Source organism: Streptomyces sp. NPDC088766, from assembly GCF_044750845.1.
Taxonomy (GTDB): Bacteria; Actinomycetota; Actinomycetes; order Streptomycetales; family Streptomycetaceae; genus Streptomyces.
In genome coordinates, this window is sequence record NZ_JBIVKQ010000001.1 from 201,378 (window position 1) to 214,036 (window position 12,659).

Consider the following 12,659-nt stretch of genomic DNA (forward strand, 5'->3'; position numbering starts at 1 on the left):
CATGCGACTGCGTACGACCGCTGCGGCGGCGGGCCTGCTGCTGCTGACCGGCTGCGGCGCCGCCGACATGACCGAGCAGGCCTCGCCGTTCGCGGGCGCCGGCGGCGCGAAGACCGTGACCCTGTCCGTCCAGTCCTGGGTGGGCGCGCAGGCCAACGTGGCCGTCGCCCGGTACCTCCTGGAGCACGAACTCGGCTACCGCGTCGACACCGTCCAGGTCGACGAGGTGCCCGCCTGGGACGCCCTCAGCCAGGGCCGCGTCGACGCGATCATGGAGGACTGGGGCCACCCCGACCAGGAACGGCGCTACGTCGACGACAAGAAGACCATCGCGCGCGGCGGCGACCTCGGCGTCACCGGACACATCGGCTGGTACGTCCCCACGTACTTCGCGAAGGCGCACCCCGACGTCACCGACTGGAAGAACCTCGACAAGTACGCCGCGCAGTTCCGCACCGCGGAGAGCGGCGGCAAGGGCCAGCTGATGGACGGCTCCCCGTCGTACGTCACCAACGACAAGGCCCTGGTGGAGAACCTGAACCTGGACTACCAGGTCGTCTTCGCCGGCTCCGAGGCCGCGCAGATCACCCAGATCCGCCGGTTCGCCGAGGAGAAGAAGCCCTTCCTGACCTACTGGTACTCCCCGCAGTGGCTGTTCGAGAAGGTCCCGATGACCGAGGTGAAACTGCCCGCGTACGAGGAGGGCTGCGACGCCGACCCGCAGAAGGTCGCCTGCGGCTATCCGCACACCCCGCTGGAGAAGTACCTCAACGCGGACTTCGCGAGGAGCGGCGGCCGGGCGGCGGCCTTCCTGAAGAAGTTCAAGTGGACCACCGAGGACCAGAACATGGTCTCCCTGCTGATCGCCGACCAGAAGCTCAGCCCGGAGGAAGCGGCGAAGAAGTGGGTGGACAGCCACGAGCCGACCTGGCGCGCGTGGCTGTCCTAGCCCCGGCGGCCCGGTGGCCCGGACGGCACCGTCGGCGTTTTGCCGCGCGGTCCGCGCGACGGCGCCGGGTGGCTGCCGACCGGGCCGCCCGGCGCTCCGGCCTGCCGGGCCCCCACCGTTGCGAGAGGGACGTACGCCCGCTTCGGAGGCGGGGCCGGCGGCCCTTTCCGCCGTCGCTCGCATGGTGGACGTCGCGCCGTCGGCGTCCGGTGGCCCCGGTAGGCTGGCGGTCGGGCCGTGACTGGCGCGCTGGGATGGGACGGACCATCGGGGAGCGGCCCGGAGCGACCGAGTGCCGTGCGCCTGGGCCAGACCGAGACCGTGACCGCTTGCACGCCACGCCATCCGGAGGCCGACGTCATGTCAGAGCAGCAGCCCCTCTCCACCGAGTCCACCGCCTTCCGCGCCGCCCTCGACGCGGTCCGCGCCGTCGAGCCGCGCGTCGCCGACGCGATCGGCCAGGAGCTCGCCGACCAGCGCGAGATGCTCAAGCTGATCGCCTCCGAGAACTACGCCTCCCCGGCCACCCTCCTCGCGATGGGCAACTGGTTCAGCGACAAGTACGCCGAGGGCACCGTCGGCCGCCGCTTCTACGCCGGCTGCCGCAACGTCGACACCGTCGAGTCCCTCGCCGCCGAGCACGCCCGCGAACTCTTCGGCGCCCGCCACGCCTACGTCCAGCCGCACTCCGGCATCGACGCCAACCTGGTCGCCTTCTGGGCCGTCCTCGCCGACCGCGTGGAGGCGCCCTTCCTGGAGAGGACCGGCGCCCGCCAGGTCAACGACCTCTCCGAGGCCGACTGGGCCGAACTGCGCCGGGCCTTCGGCAACCAGCGCATGCTCGGCATGTCCCTGGACGCCGGCGGCCACCTCACCCACGGCTTCCGCCCCAACATCTCCGGCAAGATGTTCGACCAGCGCTCCTACGGCACCGACCCGGCCACCGGCCTGATCGACTACGACGCGCTGCGCGCCACGGCCCACGAGTTCAAGCCGCTCATCATCGTCGCCGGCTACTCCGCGTACCCCCGGCTGGTGAACTTCCGGATCATGCGGGAGATCGCCGACGAGGTGGGCGCGACCCTGATGGTCGACATGGCGCACTTCGCCGGCCTGGTCGCGGGCAAGGTGCTGACCGGCGACTTCGACCCGGTCCCGCACGCCCAGATCGTCACGACCACCACCCACAAGTCGCTGCGCGGCCCGCGCGGCGGCATGGTCCTGTGCGACGACTCCCTCAAGGACCAGGTGGACCGCGGCTGCCCGATGGTCCTCGGCGGCCCGCTCCCGCACGTCATGGCCGCGAAGGCGGTGGCCCTGGCCGAGGCCCGGCAGCCCGCCTTCCGGGACTACGCCCAGCGCATCGTCGACAACTCCCGTGCGCTGGCGGAGGGGCTGACGCGCCGCGGCGCGACCCTCGTCACCAGCGGCACCGACAACCACCTCAACCTGATCGACGTCGCCACGTCCTACGGCCTCACCGGCCGCCAGGCCGAGTCGGCCCTCCTCGACTCGGGCATCGTCACCAACCGCAACGCGATCCCCGCCGACCCCAACGGCGCCTGGTACACCTCCGGCATCCGGGTCGGCACCCCCGCGCTGACCACGCGCGGCCTCGGCACGGCCGAGATGGACGAGGTCGCGGCCCTGATGGACCGCGTCCTGACGACGGCGGAGCCGGGCACGACGAAGTCGGGCGCCCCGTCGAAGGCCTCCCACGTCCTGGACGAGAAGGTCTCCGACGAGATCTCCCGGCGGGCGACCGACCTGGTGGCGGGCTTCCCGCTGTACCCGCAGATCGACCTGGGCTGAGGCACCCCGTGAGGGGCGCGGGGCCGTACGGGCCCGCGCCCCCCACTTCGGGAACCCCGTCCCGAACCACCCTCCCGAACCACCCTCCGGAACCACCCTCGTGGCTCTGAGACAATGGTGGGCATGGCGAATGACCGTCCCCGCGTGCTCTCCGGGATCCAGCCCACCGCAGGCTCGTTCCACCTCGGCAACTACCTCGGCGCCGTCCGTCAGTGGGTGGCCCTCCAGGAGTCCCACGACGCGTTCTACATGGTCGTCGACCTGCACGCGATCACGGTTCCGCAGGACCCGGCGGAACTGACCGCCAACACCCGGCTGGCCGCCGCGCAGCTGCTCGCGGCCGGGCTCGACCCGGACCGGTGCACGCTGTTCGTGCAGAGCCACGTCCCCGAGCACGCCCAGCTCGCCTGGGTCATGAACTGCCTCACCGGCTTCGGCGAGGCCTCCCGCATGACCCAGTTCAAGGACAAGTCCGCCCGGCAGGGAGCCGACCGCGCCTCGGTCGGCCTGTTCACCTACCCGATCCTCCAGGTCGCGGACATCCTGCTGTACCAGGCCGACGAGGTGCCCGTCGGCGAGGACCAGCGCCAGCACATCGAGCTGACCCGCGACCTCGCCGAGCGCTTCAACGGCCGCTTCGGCGAGACCTTCACGATCCCGAAGCCGTACATCCTGAAGGAGACCGGCAAGATCTACGACCTCCAGGACCCGTCGATCAAGATGAGCAAGTCGGCGTCCACGCCGAAGGGCCTCATCAACCTGCTCGACGAGCCGAAGGCGACCGCGAAGAAGGTCAGGAGCGCGGTCACGGACACCGACACGGTCATCCGCTACGACACCGAGAACAAGCCGGGCGTGAGCAACCTCCTCGGCATCTACTCGACCCTCACCGGCACGAGCGTCCCGGAGCTGGAGCGGCAGTACGAGGGCAAGCTGTACGGCGCCCTCAAGACGGACCTCGCCGAGGTCGTCGTCGACTTCGTCACGCCGTTCCGGGACCGCACCCGGCAGTACCTGGACGACCCCGAGACGCTCGACTCGATCCTGGCCAAGGGCGCCGAGAAGGCCCGCGCCGTCGCCGCCGAGACGCTGGCCCGGACGTACCAGAAGGTGGGCTTCCTGCCCGCCAAGCACTGAGGGCGCACCACCGCACGCACGTTCCACCGGGCAGAGCGCTGCACATCACTTCCGCTGCGCCTGCCCTCGACACGGCCGTGGCCGTACAGTCGATAGCCGTACGACTGAGTACGAACCAGGCACCAGGCACGGGGCCGGCGCCCGGCACATCCGACGCGACGAAGGAGACGACGTGGGGACCGTAACGATCGGCGTGTCGATCGCGGTCCCGGAGCCTCACGGCAGCCTGCTCCAGGAGCGGCGCGCGGGCTTCGGCGACGCCGCGGCTCACGGTATCCCCACGCACGTCACGCTGCTGCCGCCGACCGAGATCGACGCCGGCGTCCTCCCGGCCGTCGACGCGCACCTGACCTCGGTGGCCGAGGCGGGCCGCCCGTTCCCGATGCGGCTGTGCGGCACCGGCACCTTCCGGCCCCTGTCGCCCGTGGTGTACGTGCAGGTGGTCGAGGGAGTCTCGGCCTGCGCCTGGCTGCAGCAGCGGATCCGTGACGCCTCCGGGCCGGTCGCCCGCGACCTCCAGTTCCCCTACCACCCGCACGTCACGGTGGCGCACGGCATCGACGAGGCGGCCATGGACCGCGCGTACGAGGAACTCGCCGACTACCGGGCCGAATGGTCCTGCACCGGCTTCGGCCTCCACGAGCAGGGCGCCGACGGCGTCTGGCGCAAGCTCCGCGAGTACGCCTTCGGCGGCCCGGTCGTCCCTCCGCAGGCCGCCCACGGTGACCGCGACGCCCTCCCCCGCCCGCTGATCGACAGGGCCTAGATCTGCTCTAGACCGGCAGCCTGCGGAACAGTCCGCGCGGCAGGTGCCGCAGGCCCGACATCACCACGCGCAGCACCCCCGGCACCCACACCGTCTCCGAGCGCCGCCGCAGCCCCAGTTCGACGGCCGCCGCGACCGCCTCGGGGGTGGTCGCCAGCGGCGCCTCCTCCAGGCCCGCGGTCATCCTCGTGCGCACGAAGCCGGGGCGTACGACCATGACGTGGACGCCCGTCCCGTGCAGCGCGTCGCCCAGCCCCTGCGCGAACGCGTCCAGGCCGGCCTTGCTGGAGCCGTAGATGAAGTTGGCGCGGCGGGCCCGCTCGCCGGCGACGGACGACAGGACGACCAGACAGCCGTGGCCCTGGGACTGGAGCGCGCGGGCGGCCACCAGGCCCGCCGACACCGCGCCCGTGTAGTTGGTCTGCGCGACGCGCACGGCGGCCACCGGGTCGCGCTCGTCGCGGGCCTGGTCGCCGAGGACGCCGAAGGCGAGCAGCACCAGGTCGACGTCGCCCTCCGCGAACACCTTGCCCAGCACGTCCTCGTGCGCCTCGGGGTCGAGGGCGTCGAAGGCGACGGTGCGCACGTCGGCGCCGAGGGCGCGCAGGTCCGCGGCGGCCGACTCCAGGGCGGGCGAGGGGCGTCCGGCCAGATGGACCGTGCGGGTGCGGCGGGCGACCAGCCGGCGCGCGGTGGCCAGCGCGATCTCGGACGTGCCGCCCAGCACGAGAAGGGACTGGGGAAGGCCGAAGGCGTCCTTCACGACTGCTCCTGGTGTTCCGGGGGTGTTCTAGAGGGTGAGGCGGCGCGCGAGGTCGGAGACGAACACCCCGCGGGGGTCCAGCTCCGCGCGCAGCGCGCGGAAGTCGTCCAGCCGCGGATACATCGCGGCGAGCAGGTCCGGCCGCAGCCGGGAGTCCTTGGCGAGGTAGACGCGCCCGCCGGCGGCGGCGACCTCCTCGTCGAGTCCGTCGAGGAGGTCGCCGAGGCCCGGCAGGCCCGCCGGGACGTCCAGGGCCAGCGTCCAGCCGGGCACCGGGAAGGAGAGCCAGCCGGGGTCGGCCTCCCCGAACCGTTTGAGGACGGCGAGGAAGGACGGGCAGCGGTGCCGCGCGATGCGGTCCACGATCCGGCGCAGGGTCTCCTCCCGGCCGTGGCCGACGACGAACTGGTACTGCACGAAGCCGCCGCGGCCGTAGACGCGGTTCCAGTGCGGGACCCCGTCCAGGGGGTGGAAGAAGGCGGACAGCCGCTGGAGTTCGCCGGTACGCGCGCGTGGCGCCCTGCGGTACCAGAGTTCGTTGAAGAGGCCCACGGTCCGGCGCGTGAGCAGTCCCCCGGGGAGGCAGGCGGGCGCGGCCGGGAGCCGGGCGGGGCGGAAGGACAGCGGCGCCCTGCGCGCGCGGGCGGGCAGGGCGGCGAGGGGGGCGTGGTCGCCGCGGGTCAGGACGGCCCGGCCGGTGGCGGCGCCGCGGGCGAGCAGGTCGATCCAGGCGACCGAGTAGCGGTAGCGGTGGTCGGTGGCGGTCAGCCGGGCCATCAGGTCGTCGAGGTCGGTCGCGCGCTCGGTGTCGACGGACATGAGGCTCGTCTCGACGGGCCGCAGCCGCACGGTCGCGGTGAGGATCACCCCGGTCAGGCCCATGCCGCCCGCGGTCGCGTCGAAGAGGGGGGTGCCGGGGCGGACCGTACGGACCGTGCCGTCGGCGGTGAGCAGTTCCAGGCACACGACGTGCCGGGAGAAGGAGCCGGACACGTGGTGGTTCTTGCCGTGGATGTCGGCGCCGATCGCGCCGCCGACGGTGACGTAGCGGGTACCGGGGGTCACCGGCACGAACCAGCCCAGGGGCAGCAGGACTTCCATGAGGTGGTGCAGGGAGACGCCCGCGTCGCACAGGACGCTGCCGCCGGCCACGTCGACGACGTGGATCCGGTCGAGGCCCGTCATGTCGAGCACCGCCCCGCCGGCGTTCTGCGCCGCGTCCCCGTACGCCCGTCCCAGGCCCCGGGGGATGCCTCCGCGCGCCCCGCAGTCCCGGACGGCGGTCACGGCCTCCTCGTACGTCCTGGGACGGATCAGACGGGCGGTGGAGGGAGCGGTGCGGCCCCACCCCGTGACGGAAACGGTCTCGGCAGGCATGTCGGTGACCGTATCGCCCTTTTGGGAGTGATTAGTTTTAAAACATTCCTTCCTCCCCGAAATGGGTGATTAATGGTATGTCGCTCGATATTGCCCGAGATTCGGCGTGCCCGGCGTGAACAGTGAATCCACATGGACGACTTGGACGGCAGCGACGACTCGGACGGCATCGACGGCATGGAGACCGGTAGCGACGGCATGGAGACCGGCATCGACCACCGCATCCTCACGGCGGTCCACGCCCGTGGCGCCGACCCGCGCCTGGCAGCCGCCGCGCGCACCCTGTCCCGGGCGGGCGAGCACGGCGCGCTGTGGCTCGCGGCGGGCCTGGCCGGAGCCGCCCTCGACGGCGCCCGGCGCGGCGCCTGGCTGCGGGCCACCGCGCTCACCGCGGGCGCCCACCTCGCCAGCATGGGCGTGAAACGGATGGTGCGCCGCCCCCGCCCGACACACGTCGAACCCCTGGTCCGCACCGCCGGACGGCACTCCTTCCCGAGTTCGCACGCGACCTCCGCCGCGGCCGCCGCCGTCGCCTACGGAGCCCTCGGGGCGTACGCCGTGCCCCCGCTCGCCGCCGCGATGTGCCTGTCGCGCCTGGTCGTGGGCGTGCACTACCCCTCCGACGTGGCCGCGGGAGCAGTCCTCGGAGCACTCGCGGCGCGCGTCGGCACCCCCTGGATGAAAGCCGGCGCGCACCGGGCCGGGGGAGGCGTCCGTGACTGAGGCCGCACCCCTCGCCGGGACCCACCGCCGTGCCGAGCCGCACCCCCCGGAACCCGCCCTCCTGGGACAGCGCACCCGCCACCACCGCCCCGACACGGACACCGGCCCCGCCCCGCACCCCGGCGACACCGCGCCCACCGGCTCCCTCCTGGCCGGCCTGCTGCGCACCGCCCGCCCCAAGCAGTGGGTCAAGAACGTCCTGGTGGTCGCCGCCCCCGCCGCGGCCGGGCAGCTGTTCACCGTTCACGCCCTCACCGAACTCGCCCTCGTCCTCGCCCTGTTCACCGCCTGCGCCGCCGCCGTCTACCTCGTCAACGACGCCCGTGACGCCGCGGCCGACCGCGCCCACCCCACCAAACGGCACCGCCCGGTCGCCGCCGGACAGGTCCCCGTCCCCGTCGCCTACGCCGTCGGAGGCACCCTCGCGGTGCTGGCCCCGGCCGCCGCGGCCCGGCTGACCACACCCGCCGTCGCCGGACTCCTCGTCGCCTACCTGGCCATGCAACTGGCGTACTGCGTCAGCCTGAAGCACGTCCTCGTCGTCGACCTCGTCGTCGTCACCACCGGCTTCCTGATGCGGGCCATGGTCGGCGGGCTCGCGCTCGGCATCCCGCTGTCGCGCTGGTTCCTCATCACCACCGGCTTCGGGGCGCTGTTCATGGTGTCGGCCAAGCGCTACTCCGAGGCCGTGCAGATGGCCGGGACGGCGGGCGCCACCCGCGCCCTGCTCACCGAGTACACCACCGGCTACCTGCGCTTCGTCTGGCAGCTCGCGGCCGGGGTCGCCGTGCTCGGCTACTGCCTGTGGGCGCTGGAGGAGGGCGGCGTCCCGCACACCAGCGTGCTGCCCTGGCGCCAGCTGTCCGTGGTCGCCTTCGTCCTGGCCGTACTGCGCTACGCCGTCTTCGCCGACCGCGGCACCGCGGGCGAACCCGAGGAGGTCGTCCTCGGCGACCGCGCCCTCGCCCTGATCGGCCTGGCCTGGCTCACCATGTACGGTCTGGCGGTGGCCGACTGGTGACGCGCCGTACGGCCGCGGGCCACCGTCCGGCGGTTTCGGGGTAGACGGACCCCCAGGACGCCCGGCCCGGGCACCGCGCACGTCTCACCAGGGGAGTCGGATCATGGACTGGCTGAAAAAGCTCCCCGGGATCGGGCCGTGGATCGCGCGGGTGATGACCACGCACGCGTGGCGGTCGTACGAGCGGCTGGACCGGGTGCAGTGGACGATGCTGGCCGCCGCGATGACGTTCACCAGCTTCGTCGCGCTCTTCCCGCTGCTCACCGTGGTCGCCACGATCGGCGCCGCCACCCTCGGCCCCGAGCGGCAGAAGGAACTCCAGGACAGGATCACCGACCAGGTGCCCGGCATCTCCGACCGGTTGAACATCGACAGCCTGGTGCAGAACGCCGGCACCGTCGGCCTCATCGCCGGCGCCGCCCTGCTGTTCACCGGCGTCAACTGGGCCGGCTCGACGCGCGAGTGCCTGCGCGCGGTGTGGGAACTGTCCGACGAGGAGGAGAACCCGGTCCTGCGCAAGCTCAAGGACCTGGGCATCCTCCTCGGACTCGGCGGCGCCGTCCTCGTCACCCTCGCCATCTCCACCGTCGCCTCCGCGATGGTGGGCTGGATCATCGAACGGGCGGGCATCGACCAGTCCGGCTGGGGCGGCATCCTGCTGCGCGTCGCCGCGTTCGCCGTCGCCGTCCTCGCGGACTTCCTGCTCCTGCTGTACGTCCTGACGCTGCTGCCGGGCGTGGAGCCGCCGCGCCGCCGCCTGATCGTGGCGGCGCTCACCGGCGCCGTCGGCTTCGAACTGCTGAAGCTGCTGCTCAGCGGCTACCTGCAGGGCGTGGCCACGAAGAGCATGTACGGCGCTTTCGGCGTGCCCATCGCCCTGCTGCTGTGGATCAACTTCACGGCGAAACTGGTCCTGTTCTGCGCCGCGTGGACCGCGACGGGGTCCGCCGGCGCGGACACCGGCACCGACACCGGGTCCGACACCGAAACCGGCGCCCCGGACGGGGTCAGCGGCGGCGGCGCACCAGATCCGGCAGCGGCCACCGGCGGTTGACCAGGAACGCCGCACCGGCGAGCAGCACCAGTGCCCCGCCGGCGATCGCCATGGCGGTTCCGACGCCACCGGAGCCGTTCTTCGCGACCGCGCCCGCCACCGGCCGCTCGGACACGTTGCCGACGCCGCCGGCCTCTCCGGCCTCCCCGCCCTCGCCGGAGTTCGCGCCGGGCTGCGCGCTGGCCTGCGCGGCACTCCTCGGCGGGACCAGCTCGCCCACCGGGGTCACCTTGCCGGCCGCCTGGAAACCCCAGTCGAAGAGGGCGGCGGTCTCCTTGTAGACCTCGTTGTGGTCGTCCTTCTCCGGGTTCATCACCGTGACCAGCAGGACCCGCCCGCCCTGCTCGGCGACGCCGGTGAAGGTGGCGCCCGCGTTGGTGGTGTTGCCGTTCTTGACGCCCGCGATGCCCTGGTACTGGGTGATGTCGTAGTCGCCGGTCAGCAGCCGGTTGGTGTTCTGGATCTCGAAGGTCTCGCGGACCGTCCGGCCCTTCTTGTTCTTCGTCGTGGCGCCCGGGAACTTCGCGGTCTGCGTCGAGCAGTACTCGCGGAAGTCCTGCTTCTGGAGGCCGGAGCGGGCGATCAGCGTCAGGTCGTAGGCCGAGGAGACCTGGCCGGGGGCGTCGTAGCCGTCGGGCGAGACCACGTCGGTGTCCAGGGCCTGCAGTTCGTCGGCGTGGTCGTTCATCTGCTGCACGGTGGCCGCGACGCCGCCGTTCATGGACGACAGGACGTGCACGGCGTCGTTGCCGGAACGCAGGAAGACGCCGAGCCACAGGTCGTGGACCGAGTAGGTCTCGCCCTCCTTTATCCCGACCATGCTGGAGCCGGCGCCCACCCCCTGCAGGTCCTCCGTGCGGACCTTGTACTGCGTGGCCTTGGGGAACTTCGGCAGGACGGTGTCGGCGAAGAGCATCTTCAGGGTGCTCGCCGGGGGCAGCCGCCAGTGCGCGTTGTGCGCGGCGAGCACCTCTCCGGACTCGGCGTCCGCGACGATCCAGGACCGCGCGGTGAGGTCCTTCGGCAGCACCGGCGCGCCGCCGGCGAGCTGGACCTGTGTCCCGGCCTGCCCGAGGCGGGCGCCGCCGAGCGACGACATCTTCGCCGGGGGAGTGGCGGACGCGCTGGTCGAAGCCGAAGCCGAAGCCGAAGCCGAAGCCGAAGCCGAAGCCGGAGCCGGAGCCGAGGGGGAGGCGGACGGCGAACCGGAGGCCGGGGCCGGGGCGGGGGCCGAGGGCGACGGGGTCGGCGCGGCCGTGGACACGGGCGCGGTCAGCGCGAGGGACGCGAGGGTCGCGGAGGCGACCAGCAGGGTTCGTCTGGCGGTCTGCTTCAAGGGTGCGGGCACGACGGAGAAAGTACCTGGCAGACCACGGGAAGTCCCGCTCCCCTCCCCACCCCCCTCATGGAACCGGACAGCGGGCGGCGATACTGAACGCATGAAGCTCAGCCGTCCGGTGTCCTGGTTCCTTCTCGCCTTCGGGGTGTGGAGCTGGGTCATCTGGGTCACTTTCGTCAAAAACCTGATCAAGGACAGCAGCGGGCTCGCGTTCGACGACGGCGACCCCACGGCCTACTTCTGGGTCCATCTGACGCTCGCCGTCGTCTCCTTCGTACTGGGGACGGTCGTCGGGGCCATCGGGTTGCGCGGACTGCGTGCACTGCGCCGAACCTCATAGCCCGACGCCCGACGCCCGACGCCCCACCTCCGACGCCCGACCTCCGACGCCCACAGCGGGGATACGAACACCGTGGCCATCCTTTTCGTGCTGCTCGCCCTGGCTTTCCTGGCCGTCCTGGTCGTGGCCAACTGGTACCTGTGGCGCCGCCTGTTCCGCGACACGACCCGCGCCCCCGGCCGGGTCCGGCGCGGCGGCGCGGTACTGATCGCGGGCGGCTGGGCCCTCGCGGTCGGCGCCCTCGTCGCCGAACGCGCCGGCGCCCCCTTCTGGCTCCAGCGCGTCCTGGCCTGGCCCGGCTTCCTGTGGATGGCGCTGTCGGTGTACCTGCTGCTGGCGGTCCTGGCGGGCGAGGCCGTACGTCCGCTGCTGCGGCGCGTCCTGGAGCGGCGGGCGGCCGCCCGGGTGCCGGTGCCGGAGGAGGCGCGGGACGAGGAGCCCGAGACCGTGCCCGCGTCCCCGCCCGGACCCGGAACGCCCGCGCCGCCCGAGGAGCCGCGGCCCCCGCAGGACACCGCCTCCCCGCGCCCCGCCGCCCCCTCCCGCCGCCTGTTCGTCTCCCGCGTCATCGGCGGCGCCGCGGCCGCGGCCGCCGCCGGGACCGTCGGCCACGGCACCTACGGCGTGCTGCGGGGCCCGCAGGTGAAGCGGGTCACCGTCCCGCTGGCCAGGCTGCCGCGCGCGGCGCACGGCTACCGGATCGCGGTCGTCAGCGACATCCACCTGGGCCCGGTCCTCGGCCGCGGTTTCGCCCAGAAGGTCGTCGACACCATCAACGGCACGCAGCCCGACCTGATCGCCGTCGTCGGCGACCTGGTCGACGGCAGCGTCAAGGACCTGGGCCCGGCGGCGGCCCCGCTCGCGCAGCTGCGGGCCCGGCACGGCAGCTTCTTCGTCACCGGCAACCACGAGTACTTCTCCGGCGCCGAGCAGTGGGTCCAGGAGGTGCGGCGGCTCGGCCTGCTGCCCCTGGAGAACACGCGGACCGAACTGCCGTGGTTCGACCTGGCCGGCGTCAACGACATCGCGGGCGAGAGCGAGGGCCAGGGCCCCGACTTCGCGAAGGCCCTCGGTGACCGGGACCGGGCACGCGCGTGCGTCCTCCTCGCCCACCAGCCCGTGCAGATCCACGACGCCGTCGAGCACGGCGTCGACCTCCAGCTCTCCGGCCACACCCACGGCGGCCAGCTCTGGCCCGGAAACCTCCTCGCCGCCGCCGCGAACCCGACCGTCGCGGGCCTGGAGCGCTACGGCGACACCCAGCTCTACGTCTCGCGCGGCGCCGGCGCCTGGGGCCCGCCCACGCGCGTGGGCGCCCCCTCGGACATCACGGTCGTCGAACTGGCGTCGAAGCAGGCCTGAGAACGCTCGACCGGAT

12 protein-coding genes are annotated in these 12,659 nt (G+C 72.9%); 9 read left to right on the plus strand and 3 right to left on the minus strand.

Annotated features, from left to right (window positions below; all coding sequences use genetic code 11):
- The first annotated feature begins 1 nt into the window (after position 1).
- From ACIP5W_RS00875 to ACIP5W_RS00890, 4 genes are all read left to right on the plus strand, one after another.
- Positions 2-949 carry an ABC transporter substrate-binding protein gene (locus ACIP5W_RS00875; RefSeq protein WP_401464652.1) on the plus strand — a complete coding sequence of 316 codons (948 nt, stop codon included), beginning with the start codon at positions 2-4 and terminating at the stop codon, positions 947-949.
- A 360-nt stretch (positions 950-1,309) separates the two neighbouring features.
- Positions 1,310-2,761, plus strand: coding sequence for a glycine hydroxymethyltransferase (locus ACIP5W_RS00880; protein ID WP_401464655.1), 1,452 nt, complete (start codon positions 1,310-1,312; stop codon positions 2,759-2,761).
- Between the two features lie 123 nt (positions 2,762-2,884).
- Positions 2,885-3,898: a tryptophan--tRNA ligase gene (gene trpS, locus ACIP5W_RS00885; RefSeq protein ID WP_401464658.1), complete on the plus strand. Its 1,014-nt coding sequence runs from the start codon at positions 2,885-2,887 to the stop codon at positions 3,896-3,898.
- 172 nt (positions 3,899-4,070) lie between these two features.
- Positions 4,071-4,664 carry a 2'-5' RNA ligase family protein gene (locus ACIP5W_RS00890; protein WP_401464661.1) on the plus strand — a complete coding sequence of 198 codons (594 nt, stop codon included), beginning with the start codon at positions 4,071-4,073 and terminating at the stop codon, positions 4,662-4,664.
- A 7-nt stretch (positions 4,665-4,671) separates the two neighbouring features.
- Here ACIP5W_RS00890 and ACIP5W_RS00895 read toward each other — a convergent pair whose 3' ends face one another.
- Both ACIP5W_RS00895 and ACIP5W_RS00900 read right to left on the minus strand, forming a co-directional pair.
- The gene (locus ACIP5W_RS00895) at positions 4,672-5,427 is read right to left on the minus strand and encodes a decaprenylphospho-beta-D-erythro-pentofuranosid-2-ulose 2-reductase (protein WP_401464664.1); all 756 of its coding nucleotides are present in this window, start codon (positions 5,425-5,427) and stop codon (positions 4,672-4,674) included.
- 27 nt (positions 5,428-5,454) lie between these two features.
- Positions 5,455-6,804, minus strand: a complete 1,350-nt coding sequence (locus ACIP5W_RS00900) for an FAD-binding protein (RefSeq protein WP_401464667.1) — start codon at positions 6,802-6,804, stop codon at positions 5,455-5,457.
- A gap of 198 nt (positions 6,805-7,002) precedes the next feature.
- Between ACIP5W_RS00900 and ACIP5W_RS00905 the strand changes: the two genes are divergently transcribed.
- From ACIP5W_RS00905 to ACIP5W_RS00915, 3 genes are all read left to right on the plus strand, one after another.
- Positions 7,003-7,527, plus strand: a complete 525-nt coding sequence (locus ACIP5W_RS00905; RefSeq protein ID WP_401465617.1) for a phosphatase PAP2 family protein — start codon at positions 7,003-7,005, stop codon at positions 7,525-7,527.
- A complete protein-coding gene (locus tag ACIP5W_RS00910) occupies positions 7,520-8,548 on the plus strand; it encodes a decaprenyl-phosphate phosphoribosyltransferase (RefSeq protein ID WP_401464670.1) in 1,029 nt (342 codons plus the stop codon). The genes ACIP5W_RS00905 and ACIP5W_RS00910 overlap by 8 nt, the downstream gene beginning before the upstream one ends.
- Positions 8,549-8,651: 103 nt before the next feature.
- Entirely contained in the window at positions 8,652-9,602 is a 951-nt protein-coding gene (locus ACIP5W_RS00915; RefSeq protein ID WP_401464673.1) for a YihY/virulence factor BrkB family protein, read from the plus strand.
- On the opposite strand, the gene ACIP5W_RS00920 is transcribed toward ACIP5W_RS00915, so the two are convergent.
- Positions 9,556-10,950 (minus strand): D-alanyl-D-alanine carboxypeptidase family protein, encoded by a 1,395-nt coding sequence (locus tag ACIP5W_RS00920; protein ID WP_401464676.1) that lies wholly within the window; start codon positions 10,948-10,950, stop codon positions 9,556-9,558. The genes ACIP5W_RS00915 and ACIP5W_RS00920 overlap by 47 nt on opposite strands.
- A 91-nt stretch (positions 10,951-11,041) precedes the next feature.
- Here ACIP5W_RS00920 and ACIP5W_RS00925 point away from each other — a divergent pair, with 91 nt between their 5' ends.
- Together ACIP5W_RS00925 and ACIP5W_RS00930 are read left to right on the plus strand one after the other, a co-directional pair.
- Positions 11,042-11,281, plus strand: a complete 240-nt coding sequence (locus ACIP5W_RS00925; RefSeq protein WP_366059686.1) for an SCO4848 family membrane protein — start codon at positions 11,042-11,044, stop codon at positions 11,279-11,281.
- A gap of 72 nt (positions 11,282-11,353) precedes the next feature.
- Complete coding sequence (locus tag ACIP5W_RS00930) at positions 11,354-12,643, plus strand: metallophosphoesterase (RefSeq protein WP_401464679.1); 1,290 nt, start codon at positions 11,354-11,356, stop codon at positions 12,641-12,643.
- Positions 12,644-12,659 lie beyond the last annotated feature (16 nt).